This is a genomic window from Pseudomonas sp., assembly GCF_036404235.1.
Lineage (GTDB): Bacteria > Pseudomonadota > Gammaproteobacteria > Pseudomonadales > Pseudomonadaceae > Aquipseudomonas.
The window spans coordinates 14,602-34,309 of the sequence record NZ_DASWOT010000127.1; the positions used below are offsets into that span (position 1 = coordinate 14,602).

Sequence of the window (19,708 nt, forward strand, 5' to 3'; positions counted from 1 at the left end):
CAAGAGCGCTCATTTATGGCCTTTACCCAGAAGCACCTCGACGCGGTCGAGGAGGCAATCGCACGCGGTGAAAAAGTCGTGCGCTATGCCGACCGTAACGTCGAATACCGCACGGTCGACGAGCTCCTGCAGGCACGCGATCAGATCCGCACCTCGCTACTCAATGCAGCGCCGCCTCGCTCTCGCGTGGTTCGGCTCTATCACGGAGGCAAGGGACTGTAATGGCGCACTATCCGACGCTGACCCGTAACGGATTCCTGCTGCCAGATCGCATCAAGGCCAGTTACGAAGGCGCCGGTGAAGGGCGCAGATCGGCCAGTTGGGATGCGCCTGACAGCGGGGTCAACAGCCTCGTCATGCCGGCATTGCGCAACCTGCGCTCACGTTCCCGTGCGGCGGTACGCAACGACCCGTATGCCTTCAACGCCATCGACAAACGCACCAGTAATCTGATCGGCACCGGGATCAATCCCCGGCCACGTATCGACGACGACGCGTTACGCAAGTTGATGCAGGAGCTCTGGGAAGATTGGGTCGAAGAGTCGGACGCCGATGGCTTGGCCGACTTCTACGGGCAGCAAGCCTTGATTGCTCGCACCGTTGAAACGGCCGGGGAGGCATTCATCAGGCTACGACCGCGCAGTCTGGACCAAGGCCTCGCGGTGCCATTGCAGATCCAGGTGCTGGCCCCGGAGTTTGTCCCGCACGACAAGTTCGAGGCCACTAAAAACGGCAACATCATCCGGGCCGGTATCGAGTTCAGCCCCACAGGCAAGCGCGAGGCTTACTGGATGTACCGCTCGCATCCACGGGACGCTTCATCGCTAAACAGCGGATACAACCAACTGCTGCGCGTACCGGCCAGCCAGGTGCTGCATATTTTCGAGCCCATCGAGCCGGGGCAACTGCGTGGTGTACCGCGATTGTCGCCGGTACTGAAGCGCCTGCGCAGTCTCGACAACTACGATGACGCGGTGTTGTTCCGGCAGGAAGTCGCCAACCTGTTTGCCGGCTTCATCACCAAGCCGGCACCAGATGCCGGTCAGGTCCCACGGGATCCGGTGACAGGTGCGCCATTGAATCCAGATCGCGATGGCTTCACGCCGATGGTAGCACTGGAGCCCGGCACCATGCAGGAACTGGTCGCTGGCGAGGAGGTGGAATTCTCCAAACCACCGGATGCTGGCAACAACTATCCGGATTTCATGCGACAGCAATTGATGGCCGCTGCAGCGGGGTCGGGCACGCCTTACGAAATCCTCACCGGCGACATGCGCGGGGTCAATGACCGGGCGCTGCGCGTGGTGTTGACCGAGTTTCGGCGTCGTCTGGAGCAATTGCAATTCGGCGTCTACGTCCACCAGCTCTGTCGCCCGGTGCGCGCCGCGTGGATGGACATGGCGGTTCTCTCGGGCGCGTTGTACCTGCCTGACTATGCCAAGCGCCGCCGCGAATATCAGCGCACGCGCTGGGTGCCACAGGGCTGGGCCTACATCCAGCCGGTGCAGGACGTGCAGGCCAAAATCCTCGAAGTCAACGCAGGCTTCGGATCGCGCAGCGAGATGGTCCTGCGCACCGGCTACGACGCCGAAACGGTGGATCTGGAAAACGCCGCTGATGCTGAGCGCGCTCGCAAGCTGGGCCTCAATTACAAAACGCTCGCTGAAGTTGTCGAGCCCGATGAAAAGGAACAACCATGAGCAAGAAAGCGAAACCGCATATTTACAACCGGGCCGGCAAGCGAGTTCAGGTGCAGGACAAAACCTGGTACGCCGTGCAAGCCGATGGCGAAGCCGCTGAGCGGGTCATCGAAATTTTTGTTTACGGCGAGATCGGCGCATGGGGCGTCACGGCCAATCAGTTCGTGCAGGATCTGCGTGCGATGGACGACGGTGTGTCACCGGTCATTGCGGCCTTCAACAGTATCGGCGGCGATTTGTTTGACGGCCTGGCGATTCACAACGCGCTGTCGCGTTTGGGCGAGCGCTGCACCGGCCGTGTCGATGCCTTGGCTGCCAGTGCGGCGAGTGTGGCGGTCTGCGGCGCTCACCGCGTAGTGATCGCGGCCAACGCCATGTTGATGATCCACAACCCATCGACGTACACCGGGGGCGATGCCGAAGACTTCCGCCGTGTTGCCGATGTGCTGGACCAGACCCTCGAAGCGATTATCGCGGCCTACAAGTCCAAGGCCCCCGACGTCGACGAGGCTGAGTTGCGGCGCCTGGTCGATGCCGAGACCTGGTTGACCGCCAGTGAAGCGGTGGCGCTGGGTCTGGCCGATGAAGTCGGTGACGGGGTCAAGGTCAAAGCTTGTCTTGGTCAGGGCTGGGTGATGCAGCGCTTTCAGAATGCACCGGCTGATTTGCTGGCCCAGCTCGACGAGCCTCCGGAGGCTGACCCGGATGATCCTCCGCTGGTGCCACCGGCGCCGGTGGTTGATTCCACCAGACTCGCATTGATGATCACCCAGAGCTGCACCCAGGCCGGCATCAGTAACCTGATTGAACCGCTGATAAAAGTCACCAAGCTGGTCGATGAAGCCACCGTTCAGGCCGCACTCACGCGAGCCAGGGCAGTAAATGACCTGTGTGTGGCGGCGCGTTTTCCTGAAGCCACCGTGGGATTCGTCTCTGCCGGGCTCGATGTCGACGCGGTGCGCGGTCGCCTGTTCGACAAGCTCGTTGGCAGTGGCAAAGGCTTTGAGATCGACAACAGCCTGCCGCTGCAAGATGACCCCGCATTGAAAGTGCAGGCCAAACAACCCGACCCGCCATCGATCTGGGCTGCCCGCAAAGGCGCTCAGGTCGGGCAAACATCATCCTCGAAAGGAGCTTAATTCATGACCATCAAGCAAGAGCCGATTCACGCTGGCGAGTTTCTCCTTTCCGAGGGGAACGGGAAAATCTCCCGCGAAGCAATCGATGTCGCAGCGGGCCCAGCGTTGCAAGCGGGTCAGATCCTTGGCCTGGTGACGGCCAGCGGGCACTTTGCGCCCTATGACCCAATAGCCGAAGACGGTAGCGAAAATGCGGTAGCGATCCTTTACGGGCCGCTGGGCGAGTCAGACATCGTGCGGCGCGGTCGTGCCGTGGTGCGTCTGGCCGAGGTCAGCGAAGCGCACCTGACCGGTCTGGATCTCGCTGCCGAGAAAGAGCTGGCCGCGCATTTTCTGATCGTCCGCTAAGACGTTCTCTCACCTTCACCACACCCCGCCTCGAGCGGGGTTTTGTATTTCTGGAGTGTACCCATGGCCGATATCGCCATTTTTGATGATGAGGCGTTTACCGTCACTGCATTGACCGCTGCCATCAACGACCAACCTTACCTGCCGGGCCGCATCAGCAGCCTCGGCCTGTTTCAGGAGGAAGGCATTGAAACCCTGACCGTCCAGATCGAAAAGGACGGAGACACCCTGGCGCTGGTGCCTGCCGGTGAGCGCGGCACCTCCGGCCTTGTCGTCGGTGCGAGCAAGCGGAAATTGATCCCCTTCAATACCGTGCATCTGCCTGAGCGCTTCACCATTCAGGCCGACACCATCCAAGGCATCCGTGCGTTCGGCACCCGTACCGAATTGCAGGCGGTGCAGGATGTGGTCAATGCGCGGCTGGCCAAGGCACGCCGTCAGCTGGACGCCACCCACGAATTCCAGCGCATGGGCGCGCTGAACGGCCTGGTGCTGGATGCCGATGGCGAGACACCATTGCTGGATATTTATGCGGCCTTTGGGGTGCAGCGTCAGATGCTGTCCATGGGGCTTAACGATCCGGCGACTGAACTGCGCGTCAAAAGCGGTGAGGCGCTGGACATGCAGGAAGATGCGCTCGGTAGCGTGACCAGCAGCGGCTCTCGTGCGTTCTGCGGAAAGAACTTCTGGAACAAGCTGATCGTCCACAAGTCGGTCAAGGAAACTTACCTTAATACCCTGCAGGCGGCTGCTCTGCGCGGTGATGCACGGGAAAGTTTTGAGTTCGGCGGCATCGTCTGGGAGCGTTATCGCGGCAAGGTCGCTGGTATTTCGTTTGTTGCCGACGACAATGCGTTGCTCGTCCCTGAGGGCGTTCCCGACCTGTACATCTCGGTGTTCGCACCGGCCGATTACATGGAAACGGTCAACACCCAAGGCATCCCGTATTACAGCAAGGTCGAGCCACTGCCGTTCGGCAAGGGGATTGCCGGTGAAGCCCAGTCCAACCCGCTGCACCTCTGCACGCGACCTCGGGCGCAGATCCTGCTGGAACTCTGATCGTGGGCTTTCGTGACCTGGTCGAACGGATCGATGCCACGGTGTTCGAGGTGCTGGCCGACGTTGGCTATATCGAAGGCCGCAAGGTCGCGGGAATGTTCGCCGCACCGTGGCTGCAGCACACCATCGGGCGGCTGAACACCGGCCTGCGCGAGCCCAGTTTTATCATGCGAGTCGGTGACGCCGATGGGGTCGACCAAGGGCAGAGCGTCACCATCGAACTGCCTACTCTGGATGGCGGCGGCGATTACACCATCGTCCATCTGGAGCCCGATGGCGCCGGACTGGTGGCCCTGGTCCTGAGGTTAAAACCATGAGCATTGGATCGTTTTACAAAACCTCATCCAGCAGCGGGTTGATCACCATTCAGCCTTCTGCTGCTGACCTGCAGGCGTTCACCGACTTTGCCAAGCTGGTGCCAAAGGCTGCTGCCAATGCCCAGCGTCGCGCAATCAATAAGACACTGGGCTGGCTACGCACTCACATCGCGCGCGAGGTCGGGCGCAAGGAGGGCATTGCCATGCGCGCCGTGCGTCAGCGTCTGCGGGCATATTCGGTCAAGGCGGGCAAGCAGCAAGGCAAGCTCTGGTTCGGTATCAATCCGTTGGAGGCCAGCCGAACCGGTCGGCCAAGACAGACACAGTCGGGCGTATCAGTGGGGCATCGGCGTTACGGCGGCGCGTTCTACAAAAAGGTTTACGGCAGCAAGGCAGACATCTGGATTCGCACGGCGAGCAAGCATTTCAAAGCCAGCGATTACCCGAACAGCGAAGTGTCGGGCGCCAGTGGGCCCAGCTCCGGCTGGATCGCCGAGCACGACAGCCGCTTCCCGTTGGCGAAAGCCAAGGTGTCACTGGAGGACGTCAGGCCATTGTTCGAAAGCTGGACACGCCGGGCGGATGCCAGGCTGCTGGAAATTCTCAAACAGGAACTGAATTACGAACTTCAAAAGTACCTGCGAGGAAACGCCCGTGGATGATTTGCCTCTCACGCTCGATCTGTTTTTTTCAACCGTAGAGCGTCAGCTCAGCGAGCAACTGCCGGGATTGAAAACCGTTGCCACCTGGCCTGACATCCGTGAGCGGATCCACTTGCCTGCGCTATTTCTGGAACTGGCCGAACTGGAGCCAGGCACCGATCCGGGGAACGGTCGTGTCGGGTTGGTGTGCCGTTTTGATGCCTACCTGATCGTGGCCGCTGAATTGGCCCGACATCATCATCAGGCCGCCCAGTTGGCGACGCAGCTCGCGGTATTTTTGCGTGCCCAGTATTGGGGACTGAATGACGTCGACGCCGCAGAGTTTGTTCAGGCAGGGCCTGATTGGACCAAGCCGGAGCTCGATAGTTACACCGTCTGGAAGGTCGAATGGACCCAGCAGATCTATCTCGGCGAGGAGCAATGGCCTTGGCCTGATGTCGCTCCGACGTTTCTGGAGCCTGAGCTGGACCCCGAGCAAGTTCAAATCGACCCGGTGCTCTCATGAACGCTGTGGCGCTTGGAGAGCATGACCGCATGATTGGGGCCATGATCATGCCGTGGCACGTCGTGGCGGTCGACACCGTTGCGGGGAGGGTCCGCATCCAGTCGCGTGAATGGGTCAGCCCATGGGTTCGTTGGCACAGCGTGGCGGCCGGCAAGGCCCGGCACTGGCGAGCGCCCAGTATGGGCGAGCAAGGAACATTGCTTAGTCCGAGCGGCGTGCCTTCGCTGGGCCGTTTCATTGCCGGTCTGTATAGCGACGCCGGCGCCCAGCCGGATAACCGCGATCATGTTGAAGTTTGGCGTTTCGATGATGGTGGCTCACTGGTTTACGACTGGGAGGCCAATACCTACGACATCACGTTGCCGACCGGCACCGGTACCATCAAGGTTGGCGGCTCGACGTTTGTCATCACGGACACTGACGTGACGGTGACATCGTCGCTGATCAAGCTGGCAGGCAATACGCAAATCGAAGGCACGTTACAGGTGACCGGCGACATCAACGGGCTCGGCAAGATCATCGATACCGGTGGTAATACACCGAACCACAAACACTGATTTTCACTGTCATTACGGCCCGCCAAGTGCGGGTTTTTTGCATCTGGAGGATGCTCATTATGAGCAAACAGAAAACCGAGTTAAGTACCGTTGCCGTGGAATCTCAGCTCGCCAGTCCGGCACCTGGTGCCGAAGTTGAAGTGGCCAACGCGGGGGTTGTACTGAAGCCAATCATTCCCGCACAGGTATTCCGCGACAAGGTCTACACGTCTAGAACCCTGGTCATGCCGGACGGCTGCACACTCCCCGTAGCCAAAGGCCGGGTGACGGCTGTGACTGAAGACCAGTTCGCGTTTCTGAACGCCCATCCAGATCTGGAACCGTTACAGGAGTAACGATCAATGATCGGAATGGACCGACGCACCGGCCTGCCGCTGACCGGGCTCGGTCACTTGCGGCAGTCCATCGAAGACATCTTGTCGACCCCGCTGGGCAGTCGACGGATGCGCCCGGAGTACGGCAGCAGCCTGCGCCGGTATGTGGATTTACCTGTCAACGAAGGCTGGAAAAGCGCCGTGCAGGCTGAGGCCGCTCGGGCGTTGGGCCGTTGGGAACCACGTGTGCGGCTTGATCGCATCAGAGTTGTCTCAGTGGTCGACGGGCAGATTGGTTTTCAAATCGGTGTCGAGTATTTGGGCGAAGATCAATTGCTGGAGGTGTCCGCATGAACATCGTGGACCTGTCGGCGCTTTCATTGCCGGACGTCCTGGAGTCTCTGGACTTTGAAGCCATTTATGCCGAGGAACTGGCGAACTTCCGGCAGTTGATGGGCGATAGCTGGACCGCACAGCTTGAGAGTGATCCGGTCCTTAAGTTGTTGGAGGTCGCGGCCTATCGCAAGATGGGCGACCGGGCGCGGGTCAACGATGCGGCCAAGGCCCTGATGTTGCCCTACGCCAAAGGCTCCGATCTGGAGCAGTTGGCCGCACGCGTCAATCTCCAGCGGCTGGTGATTCAAGCGGCTGACACCACGACCGTACCGCCAACGCCTGAGGTTCTGGAAGAGGACGATGCGTTACGCGAGCGCGTCCAGATGCGCTGGGAAGGGCTGACCACGGCAGGGCCGCGCAATAGCTACATTTTGCATGCACGTAATGCTTCGGCCCTTGTGGCGGATGCCACGGCCGACAGTCCATCGCCAGCCGTGGCGGTGGTCACGATTCAGCATTTGAACGATACGGGGGTGGCCGACCCCGAGCTGTTGGCCGCAGTGAAAGCCTACCTGAGCGACGACGACATCCGCCCGGTCGCTGATCGGCTGACGGTGCAGAGCGCGGAAATCCTGCCGTACACCATTGACGCGATCCTTCATCCGGTTGGTTCCGGCTCTGAAAACGAAGCGATTCTGGCCGAGTGTCAGGCCCGACTGGCAGCGTGGGTCAATCCACGGCGGCGCCTGGGTGTTGAGGTGGCCCGTTCCGCGATTGACGCCCAGTTGCACATCACCGGCGTTCGGCGGGTTGAGTTGGTGGACTGGCAGGACATCGTTCCGACCGATTCTCAGGCGGCGTATTGCACCAGCTACAGCGTGAAGTTAGGGGGCTGACATGACCAGTCTTCTGCCGCACAACAGCACGCTGCTGGAGCGCTCTATCGACGGCGCAACTGCTGCCATCACGCCAGCTCCATTGCGCAACTTGTACAGCCCCGATACCTGCCCACTGCGCTTGTTACCGTTTCTGGCGTGGGAATGCTCGGTGGACCGCTGGGACGAGACATGGACCGAGGCCGCCAAGCGCGCCGCCATTCGGTCCTCGTATTACATCCATGCACACAAGGGCACGATTGGCGCGCTACGGCGCGTCGTGGAGCCGCTGGGCTTCCTGATCGAGGTGCTGGAGTGGTGGCAGAAGGTGCCCGAAGGCGTCCCCGGCACCTTTGAACTGAAGGTTGGCGTGCTTGATACCGGCATCACCGAAGAGATGTATCAGGAACTGACTTGGCTCATTGATGACGCCAAGCCCCTGACCCGGCATATGACGGGGCTCGCAATCAGCCTTGAAACCGCTGGCAGCATGACCGTATTGGCCTGCCTCTACGACGGCGACGAAATCGACGTTTACCCGCCTGCCCAACGTGACATCGATGTCGCGGGGGCGTTCGGCGTGCCTGGACGGGAAACCACTATCGATACTCTGGATGTGTACGCATGATTAACCAAAATTCGCAGTTTCTCGCCATTCTGACCAACATCGGTATGGCTAAGCAGGCGAACGCTGATGCACTGGGCGTGCCCTGGAAGATCACGGCCATGGGTGTCGGCGATGCCAACGATACGGACCCTGTTCCAAGTGCCGCGCAAAAGACACTGATCAATGAGCGCCGCCGAGCGCCGCTCAATCAGTTGAAGGTCGACCCGAACAACATCGCCACGATCATCGCCGAGCAAGTCATTCCACCGGAGGTGGGTGGCTGGTGGATTCGTGAAATCGGGCTGTATGACGCTGACGGGGACCTGGTGGCGGTGGCCAACTGTGCTCCGACGTTCAAACCGTTGCTTACCCAGGGCGCGGGCCGCACGCAAGTAGTGCGGCTTAACCTTCTGGTCAGCAACACCGGCAACGTCGAACTGAAGATTGACCCGTCCGTGGTGCTGGCGACCCGCGACTACGTTGATCGCAAGGTGATCGAGGAAATCAACAAGCTCGACGGCAAACAGTCGGTGCGCGTTGCGGCAACCGCAAACATCGTCCTGAGTGGTTTGCAGCCTGTCGATGCGGTACAGGTTGCAGCGGGCGACCGCGTATTGGCACCGTTCCAGGCTGCTGCCAAGGACCGGGGACTTTACACCGTGGTCGCTGGCGGGCCTTGGGTCCGAACGGCGGATGCCGACAGCAGTCTGGAAGTAACGCCGGGGCTGTTGGTCACGGTCGAGGAGGGGGCCACGTATGCCGAATCCATCTGGGAGCTGACCACGGATGCACCAATCGTGCTGGGCACCACGGCACTGACGTTCGAGATGGTCGCGGGTGTGACTGTCGGGCCGGGCACCTATCGACAGGTCACGGTCGACAAGCGCGGACGAGTGATTGGCGGGTATAACCCGACAACGTTATCGGGTTTCGGTATTGGTGATGCCTACACGGCTGCCCAGGTAGATGGGTTTGTTGGCGGACTGAGCACGGCGATCAACAGCAAATTGGATATGGCGGGCGGTTCGATTTCTGGCGAGGTAACGTTTTTTAACGACACTGATGATTCGCCGGAACTGCGCTGGAATAACACGCTCTGGAATACATACATCGACCTGTATAAAAACCAGTTCCGCATTATCGCCGATCAGTCAGGGCCGCCGATTTATCCGATGGTGTTTGACCTCAACGCCAACACCTTGTCGTCATTTGGCAATACCGTATTCACATCGGGCAACTTCGATCCAAGCCTAAAGGCCAACAAGGCCACGACGCTGGGCGGTTACGGCATTACGGATGCTTACACCAAGACGGCGGTAGATGCCATTGCGACGAATTTGTCCAACTCGATCAACAACGTCAATACCACTTTAACGGCCTCAATCACCCCGAAGTTGGACAAGACGGGAGGGAGTGTCTCGGGTCGAATCACGCTGACCGATGGAACTAACGCATCCCCTGCGCTCCGGATGAATAACACGTCCTGGAATGCCTATATGGACGTGTTCAGCGATCAGCTGCGGCTATACGCAGATCAAGGCGCCGCAGTGACCTATCCGCTCGTGTTCGACCTGACTGCCAAATTTGCATCGTTGTTTGGGGGTACTGTCTGGACCTCCCTGAATCGGCCTAAAAACACGGTTAGTTGGGGGGCAAATGGCTGGTTTCGTGACTCTGATACGGGGCGTCTTGATGTTTGGGGGCAAGCGTCAATCGAGGTGCCCAACGCCGTGGGCAGCGTGGCAAACCTGGCTATCACTTTTTCAACTAATTTCCCGCTAGAAATTAGCAACGTGAGCTTTGCAAAAGTTGCAGGCGATGCGACAGAAGTTGTCGAAAGCGACGTCGGCTTTTACGGGCTTACAAATTCGGGAATGACCATTTCCGTCAAGCGTGTGTCTGGTGCTCAAACGGGTGGTGAAAAAATCATTGTTCACTATCGAGTGACTGGGCGTTAAGGAAAAAAAATGAGCGAAACAGTCTATTTGCATCGGATTACTTTGGCGCTGTATCCGGTGGCTGTATACGGCGCCCGTGACATGCTGATCGTCGACCCTGAGTGGCTCGCGCCAGAAGGTAGGGAGGGCGCCGAGGCCCCGTTGGTCAGCGTGCCTAACCCCAATTGCCAATTGCCGCCGGGGGCTGAACTGATCGAACTGTCAGCGGATGAGTACGAGCTTTTGAAGGGCGCCGCCGGCGCCGGGAAGATTATCGGCATTGAAGATGACGGGCCGGTTTTACTCGATCCTCCCCCACCATCTGCCGAGGTGCTGAAGGCCAACGAGCTGGCCTGGCGAAACGTTGCCATGTCGCAAACCGAATCGCTGATTGCTCGCCATCGTGACGAGCTTGACGCGGGGGCGGCGACCACACTGACGGCAGACGAGTTCAAGCAATTGCAGCAATACCGGCTCTCGCTGCGGGCTTGGCCTGACGCTGTGGGCTTTCCGGATGCGTTCAAGCGTCCGGCTCCTCCGGATTGGTTGGCGGCGCAGCTGTAAACGTTCACAGGAACACCGAAACGCGCCCCGCCCTGACGGGGCGTTTTCTTTTCCGTTACGCGTAACGCAACACACCCGAAAAGCCCTGCCATGCGGGGCTTTGTCATTTCTGGAGAAAGCTTTATGAGCACTGGTTTCTTTCACGGCGTCACCGTCACAAACGTGGACACCGGGGCGCGAACCATTTCGCTGCCGTCGTCCTCGATCATTGGTCTGTGCGACACCTTCACGCCGGGGCCGGGCGCCGATGGCACACCGGCTGCGGCAGCCAACGAACTGAAGTTGATCACCAGCGAGCGCGAGGCGATTGCCGCATGGGGGGCAGACGCGGAAATCACCAAGGCATGCCAGGCGATCTATGCCCGCGCCAAGGCCGTGATCGTGGGGTGCGGTGTCGCCAAGGTCGCGGATGAAGCAGCGCAAACGTCCTCAATTATTGGCGGCGTGCTGGCGTCTGGTCAGCGTACCGGCATGCAGGCGCTGCTGGACGGCAAGAGCAAGTTCAACGCCCAGCCTCGTCTGTTGATCACGCCGAAACATTCAGCGACCCAGGCCGTTGCTACGGCGCTCGATGCCTTGGCCGGCAAGCTGCGGGCAATTGCTATCGTCGACGGGCCGAACACCACCGACGAAGCGGTGATGGCTTACGCCGAAGAGTTCGGCAGCAAGCGCGTATTTCTGGTCGATCCGGGTGTGCAGCGCTGGGACACCACCCTGAACGCCACGGTAGACGGACCCGCCTCGGCCTATACCGCCGGCCTCTTTGCCTGGACCGACAACGAATACGGTTTTTGGGCGTCGCCATCGAACAAGGAATTTGTCGGCATCACCGGTACCACGCGTCCGGTCGAGTTCCTGGACGGCGACGAAACCTGTCGGGCCAATCTGCTGAACAACGCGAACATCACCACCATCATTCGTGATGACGGTTATCGCCTGTGGGGCAACCGTACGCAGTCCAGTGATTCGAAATGGTCGTTCGTTACCCGAGTTCGGACGATGGACATCGTCATGGACGCCATCCTGTACGGCCACAAATGGGCGGTCGACCGCTCGATTACCAAGACCTACATCAAGGACGTGACCGAAGGTCTACAGAACTTCATGCGTGACCTGAAAAACCAAGGTGCGGTCATCAACTTCGAAGTCTACGCAGACACCGAGCTGAACACCGCCAGCCAACTGGAGCAGGGCAAGGTGTATTGGGTGATTCGCTTCACCGACGTGCCGCCCGCTGAGAACCCGAACTTCCTCGTCGAGGTCACCAATCAGTGGCTGACCGAAGTGCTCGACACCAACGCCTAAGAGGGCTGCTCAATGATTCCGCAAACGCTCTTCAACACCAACCTGTTCGTCGACGGCATCAGCTTTGCCGGCGATGTGCCGGAGTTGTCGTTGCCCAAGGTCTCCGTCAAGACCGACGCCTATCGCGGCGGCGGCATGGATGCCGAGATCGATATGGACATGGGCCTCGAAAAACTGGAGGCATCGTTCAGCACCAACGGCGTGCGCAAAGAGGCTATGAAGTGGTTCGGCCTGGCTGATGGCAACGCGTTCAACGCCTCGTTCCGAGGGTCCTTTAAGGGACAGAAAGGGGAATTTACCGGCGTCATCGCGACCCTGCGCGGCATGCTCAAAGAGAACGATCCGGGCAGTTGGAAAGCGGGCGACAAGGCCGAGTTCAAGTACTCGGTCAGCGTCACCTACTACAAACTCGAAGTCGACGGTTCGGTCATGTACGAACTCGACCCGATCAACTCGGTGCGCGTGGTCAATGGTGTCGACCAACTCATTCAAATGCGCACCCAGTTGGGGCTGTAAGGAAAAACCATGAAAACGTTGAATATCGATGCAAAAGGCAAAGACAAAGACCCGGAGTGGATGCAGGTCACGGACGCTGGCGTGACGATCACCCTGTCAACCCCGAGCGAAATGAACGGCGTCAAAGTGCCAAAAATCAGCCTGCGTTCCCCAACCATCCGCGAGGTGCGCGCCTGTCAGGCAGCGCATCCGGGTGATGAAGCGGCGGTCGACGCCATGTTGTTCGCGAGCCTCGCCGAGATCGGGGAAAAAGACGTGATCGGCTTGACGGTAAAGGACTACAACCGCGTTAACCGTGGCTATTTTCGTCTGGTCGACGAAGACGAGCTTTAACCCTTCGCTGTTCCGGCAAATGGCAAAACGTCTGGCCAATGACACGGGTTTTACTCTGGCTGAGATTGAGGCAATGCCGTTTTACGACATGGTGTGGTGGCTCACGGATTGAGCCGCTACACCCCGTAAAACAGTGACCCATGGGGTGACACAATGGCGAAAGAATTAGCGCTTGGCCTCGTTATCGGCGGTGCAGTCAGTAAGTCGGTCGGGGCTGCGTTCAAGGATGTTGAGGGCCGCATTAAAGGACTGGAAACCACGGCGGGCAAGGCCAAGGTGTTGCAGTCGGTTATCGGCGAGACCAAAAAACTGCAAGATGAATGGCGCAAGGCTCACCTGACAGGTGCGGCCACGGCCGAGGGCTTGCGGCGCAAACTGGATACAAATCTGGAAACCCTGCGCCGTCAGGGCGTCGAGGTCCGCAACCTCGGCAAGGCCTATGAAAAAATGGGCCGCAAGGCTCGGTTGGCTGAGTTGAAGTCAGTCGGGCATGCGCAGCTCAAGCAGGGTGCCACCGGGCTGCGTAACACGGCAGTCGCCACGGCGGGCGCCGCTGCTGCCACCATGATTGTGCCGACTAAAGTCAGCGCTGAATTCGGTGCGGTCATTCGCGACATCGCAATTAAAGCGGGTATTGCCAACACGCCCGAAGAAAGACAGATGTCCAGCACCATCATCGATACCTCGCGCAATACAGGTATGGCCCGCAACCAGGTGGCCGACGTGGTGAACGCGCTGGTCGGTGCCGGTATGGACCTGAAACAAGCGATGCAGTACGCGCCAGTCGCGGCGAAGTTCGTCGTCGGGCAGGGCGCTGATGGCACCGACACGGCGAAGATGATCAATGCACTGGGACAGAACGCCAAAATCACTGATCCCAGGGACATGCAAAAAGCCCTTGAAGCCATCGCCTTCCAGGGGCAGGCGGGCAGCTTTGAAGCCGCCGATATGGCGAAATGGTTTCCTGAGCTGCTGGCCGGTATGGGCAAACTGGGGATCTTCGGCAACGACGCCGTCAGCCAGCTTGGCGCCATGCTTCAGGTCCAGATGAAAACGGCCGGCAGTTCGGACGAGGCTGCGAACAACCTGAAAAACTGGATGGAGAAAATCGGTTCTAGCGACGTAGTGAAGTCCTACAAGGATGCAGGCATCGATTATCAGGGGTCCATGGATACCGGCCTGCAGAAGGGCATGTCGACATTGGAGTCCAGTTTCGCCCTGGCGCAAAAGTACGTTGAAGCGACGGACCCGAAGAAAGCCAAGTCGATGGCTGAGGCCATGGCGAAGATCAGTCAGGAGGCCGATCCTGCCAAGGCCAAGGAGATGATGTCCTCCCTTGAGCAGGCCTTGCGCACTGGCGATTTGTTCTCGGACATGCAAGTTAAGGCTGCGCTCACGGCCTACATGCAGAACAAGCAGCTTTATCAGCAGTTGAAAAAGGACTCTGCCGAAGCGACAGGCATCTTGGACAAGAACCTGGCTGAGCGCCGCGATGCGTCTGCACAGAAATGGAGCGAAACCGGGCAGGCGCTGGACGATGTACTGCGCAGTGCCGGCGATGCGATGCGTCCATTGACCGACAAATTGTCGACCGGTCTGACCGATATCGCCAAGGGCATCGCGGTAGTGAGTGACAAATCCCCGGTCCTGGTAACGGGTTTGCTCGGTGTGGGAGCGGCCATTGCCACCATCAGCGCCGCCTACAGCACCTTCAAGATCGCCAAAGGCCTGATGAACATCGGTCGCGGCACGCTGATGGGCAATCCCAACCTCGTGCAGAAGGTGGCGGTGGTCAACGGGCTGGGCGGCGGTGGTGGCCTTGATTTCGGTGGTGGCAGTGAAAAAACCAAGGGCAAGCGTTGGGGCCGTCGTAGTCGTGCCTCGTCAAACTTGCCTGATATGCCGACAGGCTCAGCCAAGCCGCGCATGCGTGTGTATGCCGGTGGTGGTCCGCAGACGCCCAAGTCGCTCAGTGGCTGGACGCCTCCGACCTCAACGCCCAAGTCACCGGCGACTTCTGTGCTCAAGGCGTCGGGTCCGACCCTCGGTGGTTTGGCGGGGGGCAGGGGCAACGTCGCCGCTGCCTTGTTCGATGCGGCTATTTCGGCAAAAGAGGTCTACGACACCGCTGAGACCAAAGACGAGAAAGCCGAGGGTTACGGAGCTGCTGCGGGACAAATGGCGGGAACACTTGCCGGTGCGGCGGCAGGTGCCGCAATTGGTTCGGTGGTGCCCATTATCGGGACCGCGATTGGCGGTCTGATTGGCGCGTATGTCGGCAGCATGGGCGGCAGCGCCCTCGGTGGTGTAGTAGGGCGTTCGCTTTTTGGTGGCAGTGATGAGTCGGTGACCGAGAAATCTGAACCACCTCCAACTGCAACAGCGGTGGCGGCCGCGACAACCGCCCAAGCCCCGGCAGCAATACCGGAGCCTGAGCCCGTCGCGCCGGCGCTCGATCCTGCGGTGTCTTACAACCCCAGCGATCCGAACAGTGTGGACCCGTTTGTGGTGAAAAACCCATACGGCAAGCGACCACGCTTTCCGGGGGCATCTCTGGCGAATGACCCTGATCGGTTACGGATCAACGAAGACATGCGCCGTGCTCTGGCGCCAGCACCCATGGCTGCCCCCACTGCCGTTACGCGTAACGGGCCTTCGGGCGCGGTGCCCAGCATGAGCGCCGTGGCGGACTCCTTCAAAGAGGCTGATCCGAAAAGCCCTATCTCGGCGCTGATGGCCCCGATCAAGGCAGATTCCCCGGTCGCGGCGGGGCCGCCCAAGCTTGAACAAAGCAACACGTTTTCGCCGTCATTCAACATTGTCGTGCAAGGCGACGCGAAAGATCCTCGCGAACTGGTCAATCAGATGATGCCGGAGATCGAGCGTCACCTGGCTGGCTTGGCGCAACAGACGGCGCGGCGTGAGATGTCCGACCAACCCACCTTCTGAGGAAGCACCATGACGTACGTGGAAAATATGCAGTCGGGCCTGAAGTCCCTAGTGCAGGCCGGAGAGGCTGGGCGCAAGAGTGTCGACGGCATGTTAGCGCCGGTGAATGGGGCTATCAGCTCGATCACTGGCGCCGCTGACGAGCTGGAAGGCATTCCATTTGTTGGCCCAGTAATCGGCGCCAAGCTACAACGCATCACCGGTGCAATTGGCATGGCGCAAGCCAAGGTCGGACAGGCCATGGCCCTCTATGGCAAAGCTACGCGTGCGGCCTCGGCAATTCAGGAGCGGGTTTCCGTCCTGGGTGAACAGATCGACCGCGCAAAGAGTGTCGTCAACAAGCTGGCTGCGAAGGTCAGTCCGGGGTCTGAACCAATATTTTCGACCGCTGACATTGCGCCGAACGGAACGCCGGCACCCGAAGCGGTGAAGCCATTCCCGCACCTACTGATCATGCAGCCGTTGACGCCCAACACCCAGCCGTTTTTCTTCAACCTGGACACGGCAGCTTTTGACGAACTGAGGCGCACCACCGCGTTTCGATGGGCCAGTCAGGAACGTCTGACACGTCGACCGGCGCAACAGGCGGTCGGCATGGGTGAGGAGAAAATCACCATCAAGGGTGCGATTTTCCCCGGATTCAAGGGCGGCTTGAAACAACTCAATACCCTGCGCAGCATCGGCAAGCAGTTGCAGCCTTTGCTGCTGACCACCGGCTACGGCGAGGTGCTGGGTAACTGGTGCCTGTCGAGCCTGGACGAAGAGCAAAGCGCGCTGCTGCAGGGCGGTATTCCTCGCAAACAGGCCTTCACGCTGGAGTTTGTACGCTATGGCGACGACATGCAGGACGTCTGACGGCGACATGCTGGACACAATCTGTCAGCACTATTACGGCCACCTGATCGGCACTGTGGAAGCGGTGCTGGATGCCAATCAGGGGCTGGCCGATGAACCTCAGCCATTTCGTGCTGGCCTGTTGATCACGCTGCCCGAAGTCGCCGGTGCTGTCGACGAGACGGTCACGCTTTGGGATTAACCGGCAGCTTTCAGGCAGGCAATGACAGAGTCCTGGTAGTTGGAATGGTATTGCGTGAATTTTTCCACATCTCTGGCGATCAGGCTCTGCCAGGACATGGCCGCGCCGATTGACGCTTTGTTGCATTCATTGAACGGAGCAAAAAGCCCGCCGAACCGCGCGCCTTCGTCTTGAAGTTTATTCAACGCGATGGCCTGGTTGCGAAGCTGTACTGCGTTGATTTTTCCTGACTGAGCAAGTTCGAGCCCCTGATCGACGGTGGATACCAGACGCATCATGAATTCCTTCGCTTCTTTCGGAGGGATCTTCGCCGCCGCTTCTTGCTCAGCCTGATACTGCTTGGCTCTCTCGAGTTGCTCGGCAGTCGGTGGGCTGTCTGGTGTCAGGTCGATGACCTTGAGTTTCTGCTCTGCTTGGGCGGACAAGACACTTAGTGCGAGCAGTGCGAACGCCAACATCCTTTTCATTTCTTTACTCCTGTAGTGGAAGGACGCGACGGATTCTAGTGAGTCCGTCGCGCCTTGTCACAACTGCATGGTGGCTCAATGAAACCCATGTTCCGAATCGTTGCCAACGGCACCGACATCACCGCTTTAATCAACGACCGAATGCTGCTGGTGCGCACCATCGACAAGCCGGGCAGTAGTTCGGATGACTTCGAACTGCGCATCGATGATCGCGACGGTGCAGTAACGCTACCCAAACGCGGCGCGAAGATGGAAGTTTATCTGGGCTACGAAGGGCAAAAACTGACGTTTATCGGCAGCTATACCGTCGACGAAATCGAAGTATCGGGACCGCCCGACACCATCGTCATCCGCAGCAAGTCCAGCGACACCCGCAGCAGTGCGAAAACCACCCGTAGCGGCAGTTGGGAAGGCGTCAGCCTGGCGAGCATCGTGGCCGATATCGCGGCGCGTAACGGCTGGAAACCTGAATGCACGGTGCAAACCATCGTCGAGCGGGTGGACCAGTTGAGCGAATCCGACCTGAACTTCATCACGCGCCTGGCCAAGCAGTACGACAGCACGGCCAAGGTGGCAGATGGCAAGCTGATCGTGTTGCCGCGTCAGGGCGGTATCAGTGCCAGCGGCAAGAGTCTGGGCGTGGTCGTGATCAAGCGCAGCGACGTGAGCCGTTGGCAGTTCAGGCTGGGCGACGACAACGTTAAGTCAGCGGTGAAGACCTCCTACGCAAACAAGAAAGGCGAGCTGGTGACTGTCCAGCTCGACAACGAAGACAGCACCGACGGTTTGCCGCCCATTCATACTGATCGCCATATTCATCCGAACAAGACCGCTGCCGAGGCAGCGGCCAAGGCGCGGCTGGCGGGCTTCAATCGGTCGACGGCGGGTGTGCGGCTGGAGATGGCGGGTCGCACTGACCTGTTCGCTGAGCGCGAGATTCACGCTCAGGAGTTTAAGGTCGGGCTCGATGGCAGTTATCTGGTCGACTCGGTGGAGCAGGTATTCACCCAGTCCGGTTGGTCGACCACTGTCGAGTGCAACGGCGGCAAAAAGGGCAAGGCCAACGCCAAGGGCAAAAAGAAGAAGCCCAAGAAGGAAGTCAAAGTGCTCCATCTGTGATGACCCAATCATCGCGCAACCAACGCCGCCATTGAGCGGTTTTTTTTCGTCTGGAGAAAAGTAATGCCCATAACTGACAAAGACCGCGATGTACTCGCGCGCACGCTGTGGGGTGAGGCTCGCGGCGAAGGCCTCGCCGGAATGGTGGCAGTGGCATGGTCTATTCGCAACCGTGTCGAAGACGGCAAAGAAAAATCCTGGTGGGGTGAGGGCTATACAGGTGTCTGTCAGAAGCCCTATCAGTTCAGCTGCTGGAACCAGAACGATCCGAACTATCCATTCATCAGCGGCGCCAAGCCCATCCCGAAAGCCGAGTTCGCCACATGCCACCTCGCCGCGCAGCAAGTGATCGACGGCGTGAAGCCTGATCCAACTGGTGGCGCGACTCATTACTACGCAACCACGATGCCGAAGCCGCCGAAATGGGTGGTGGGCGCCAAGCAAACACTGAAGCTTGGGCATCACGTTTTCTTCAAGGATGTCCCATGATCGCCGCCCTAAAGCTGGTCCCGGTCTGGGTGTGGGGAGTGGTGGTGCTGATCGTTGCGCTGTCGGGTGGTCTCGCATATCAGACATTGACGCTGGCCAGCGTCCGCACAGAATACGCCGACTACCAGAAAGGCATCGCTGAAGCTGCCGCCAAAGCCAGCGAGCAAGCCCGTGAAACAGAACAGCAACGCCAACGCGACATTGACCAGGTACGTACTGATGCAGCTGACCAGAAACAGAAAGATGATGCTCTTGCTGCTCAGCAGCGTGCTGACAATGACAGCTTGCGCGACCAAACCCGAAAGCTGCTCGCCGACCGCGCCACCCTCAATTCCCGCCTTGCCGCAAGAGGCAAGACAATCAACGACCTTGCCGATCTGCTCGCCGAGCTGCGATCAGAAGCTGATGAATACGCGGGAGAACTGGCGTCAGCGCTTACAGCAAGTCGTCGGGCCGGATTCGCCTGTGAGCGGAGCTATGGCGCCGTAGCAGGGAAAAGGTGAATGCATATAAAGGAGAGGAGCTCATCGTTGGGCGGCTGACGTAGAATCCTGGTGCAGAGCCTATGCTTACC

The 19,708-nt window shown here is 59.4% G+C and carries 25 protein-coding genes; 24 read left to right on the top strand and 1 reads right to left on the bottom strand.

Translation table 11 applies throughout. The annotated features are described in order from the left end of the window. Positions 1-15 precede the first annotated feature (15 nt). From VGC62_RS16350 to VGC62_RS16450, 21 genes are all read left to right on the top strand, one after another. Entirely contained in the window at positions 16-222 is a 207-nt protein-coding gene (locus VGC62_RS16350; RefSeq protein WP_331188122.1) for a phage head-tail joining protein, read from the top strand. After that, positions 222-1,700, top strand: coding sequence for a phage portal protein (locus tag VGC62_RS16355; protein ID WP_331188123.1), 1,479 nt, complete (start codon positions 222-224; stop codon positions 1,698-1,700). The genes VGC62_RS16350 and VGC62_RS16355 overlap by 1 nt, the downstream gene beginning before the upstream one ends. Next, entirely contained in the window at positions 1,697-2,839 is a 1,143-nt protein-coding gene (locus VGC62_RS16360) for a head maturation protease, ClpP-related (RefSeq protein ID WP_331188124.1), read from the top strand. Before VGC62_RS16355 ends, VGC62_RS16360 begins: the two co-directional genes overlap by 4 nt. Before the next feature lie 3 nt (positions 2,840-2,842). Beyond that, positions 2,843-3,187 carry a head decoration protein gene (locus VGC62_RS16365; RefSeq protein ID WP_331188125.1) on the top strand — a complete coding sequence of 115 codons (345 nt, stop codon included), beginning with the start codon at positions 2,843-2,845 and terminating at the stop codon, positions 3,185-3,187. A gap of 63 nt (positions 3,188-3,250) precedes the next feature. Further along, positions 3,251-4,246, top strand: coding sequence for a major capsid protein (locus VGC62_RS16370; RefSeq protein ID WP_331188126.1), 996 nt, complete (start codon positions 3,251-3,253; stop codon positions 4,244-4,246). A gap of 2 nt (positions 4,247-4,248) precedes the next feature. Continuing rightward, positions 4,249-4,563 (top strand): head-tail joining protein, encoded by a 315-nt coding sequence (locus tag VGC62_RS16375; RefSeq protein WP_331188127.1) that lies wholly within the window; start codon positions 4,249-4,251, stop codon positions 4,561-4,563. Beyond that, the gene (locus VGC62_RS16380) at positions 4,560-5,225 is read left to right on the top strand and encodes a phage tail protein (RefSeq protein WP_331188128.1); all 666 of its coding nucleotides are present in this window, start codon (positions 4,560-4,562) and stop codon (positions 5,223-5,225) included. The genes VGC62_RS16375 and VGC62_RS16380 overlap by 4 nt, the downstream gene beginning before the upstream one ends. Continuing rightward, positions 5,218-5,730, top strand: a complete 513-nt coding sequence (locus tag VGC62_RS16385) for a hypothetical protein (RefSeq protein ID WP_331188129.1) — start codon at positions 5,218-5,220, stop codon at positions 5,728-5,730. The genes VGC62_RS16380 and VGC62_RS16385 overlap by 8 nt, the downstream gene beginning before the upstream one ends. Beyond that, positions 5,727-6,287: a phage baseplate assembly protein V gene (locus VGC62_RS16390; RefSeq protein ID WP_331188130.1), complete on the top strand. Its 561-nt coding sequence runs from the start codon at positions 5,727-5,729 to the stop codon at positions 6,285-6,287. The genes VGC62_RS16385 and VGC62_RS16390 overlap by 4 nt, the downstream gene beginning before the upstream one ends. A 59-nt stretch (positions 6,288-6,346) precedes the next feature. Next, positions 6,347-6,622, top strand: coding sequence for a hypothetical protein (locus tag VGC62_RS16395; RefSeq protein ID WP_331188131.1), 276 nt, complete (start codon positions 6,347-6,349; stop codon positions 6,620-6,622). 6 nt (positions 6,623-6,628) lie between these two features. After that, positions 6,629-6,955 (top strand): GPW/gp25 family protein, encoded by a 327-nt coding sequence (locus VGC62_RS16400; protein WP_331188132.1) that lies wholly within the window; start codon positions 6,629-6,631, stop codon positions 6,953-6,955. Next, a complete protein-coding gene (locus tag VGC62_RS16405) occupies positions 6,952-7,833 on the top strand; it encodes a baseplate assembly protein (protein ID WP_331188133.1) in 882 nt (293 codons plus the stop codon). The genes VGC62_RS16400 and VGC62_RS16405 overlap by 4 nt, the downstream gene beginning before the upstream one ends. A gap of 1 nt (position 7,834) precedes the next feature. Next, positions 7,835-8,440: a phage tail protein I gene (locus VGC62_RS16410; protein ID WP_331188134.1), complete on the top strand. Its 606-nt coding sequence runs from the start codon at positions 7,835-7,837 to the stop codon at positions 8,438-8,440. After that, the gene (locus tag VGC62_RS16415; protein ID WP_331188135.1) at positions 8,437-10,377 is read left to right on the top strand and encodes a phage tail protein; all 1,941 of its coding nucleotides are present in this window, start codon (positions 8,437-8,439) and stop codon (positions 10,375-10,377) included. The genes VGC62_RS16410 and VGC62_RS16415 overlap by 4 nt, the downstream gene beginning before the upstream one ends. 9 nt (positions 10,378-10,386) lie before the next feature. After that, positions 10,387-10,920, top strand: coding sequence for a phage tail protein (locus tag VGC62_RS16420; RefSeq protein ID WP_331188136.1), 534 nt, complete (start codon positions 10,387-10,389; stop codon positions 10,918-10,920). 123 nt (positions 10,921-11,043) lie between these two features. After that, the gene (locus VGC62_RS16425) at positions 11,044-12,225 is read left to right on the top strand and encodes a phage tail sheath family protein (RefSeq protein WP_331188137.1); all 1,182 of its coding nucleotides are present in this window, start codon (positions 11,044-11,046) and stop codon (positions 12,223-12,225) included. 12 nt (positions 12,226-12,237) lie between these two features. After that, the gene (locus VGC62_RS16430; RefSeq protein ID WP_331188138.1) at positions 12,238-12,741 is read left to right on the top strand and encodes a phage major tail tube protein; all 504 of its coding nucleotides are present in this window, start codon (positions 12,238-12,240) and stop codon (positions 12,739-12,741) included. Positions 12,742-12,750: 9 nt separating this feature from the next. Beyond that, positions 12,751-13,074, top strand: coding sequence for a phage tail assembly protein (locus VGC62_RS16435; RefSeq protein ID WP_331188139.1), 324 nt, complete (start codon positions 12,751-12,753; stop codon positions 13,072-13,074). 153 nt (positions 13,075-13,227) lie between these two features. Then, positions 13,228-16,023 (top strand): phage tail tape measure protein, encoded by a 2,796-nt coding sequence (locus tag VGC62_RS16440; RefSeq protein WP_331188140.1) that lies wholly within the window; start codon positions 13,228-13,230, stop codon positions 16,021-16,023. Between the two features lie 9 nt (positions 16,024-16,032). Next, entirely contained in the window at positions 16,033-16,878 is an 846-nt protein-coding gene (locus VGC62_RS16445; RefSeq protein WP_331188141.1) for a phage tail protein, read from the top strand. Beyond that, positions 16,853-17,059, top strand: a complete 207-nt coding sequence (locus VGC62_RS16450; RefSeq protein ID WP_331188142.1) for a tail protein X — start codon at positions 16,853-16,855, stop codon at positions 17,057-17,059. The genes VGC62_RS16445 and VGC62_RS16450 overlap by 26 nt, the downstream gene beginning before the upstream one ends. Here the strand turns inward: VGC62_RS16450 and VGC62_RS16455 are convergent. Beyond that, positions 17,056-17,517, bottom strand: a complete 462-nt coding sequence (locus VGC62_RS16455; protein WP_331188143.1) for a hypothetical protein — start codon at positions 17,515-17,517, stop codon at positions 17,056-17,058. The genes VGC62_RS16450 and VGC62_RS16455 overlap by 4 nt on opposite strands. 87 nt (positions 17,518-17,604) lie before the next feature. Between VGC62_RS16455 and VGC62_RS16460 the strand changes: the two genes are divergently transcribed. The 3 genes from VGC62_RS16460 (at position 17,605) to VGC62_RS16470 (ending at position 19,637) form a co-directional block, all read left to right on the top strand. Then, complete coding sequence (locus VGC62_RS16460; protein ID WP_331188144.1) at positions 17,605-18,645, top strand: phage late control D family protein; 1,041 nt, start codon at positions 17,605-17,607, stop codon at positions 18,643-18,645. A 63-nt stretch (positions 18,646-18,708) separates the two neighbouring features. Continuing rightward, the gene (locus VGC62_RS16465; protein ID WP_331188145.1) at positions 18,709-19,134 is read left to right on the top strand and encodes a cell wall hydrolase; all 426 of its coding nucleotides are present in this window, start codon (positions 18,709-18,711) and stop codon (positions 19,132-19,134) included. Then, positions 19,131-19,637, top strand: a complete 507-nt coding sequence (locus VGC62_RS16470; RefSeq protein ID WP_331188146.1) for a DUF2514 family protein — start codon at positions 19,131-19,133, stop codon at positions 19,635-19,637. Before VGC62_RS16465 ends, VGC62_RS16470 begins: the two co-directional genes overlap by 4 nt. Positions 19,638-19,708: the final 71 nt, after the last annotated feature.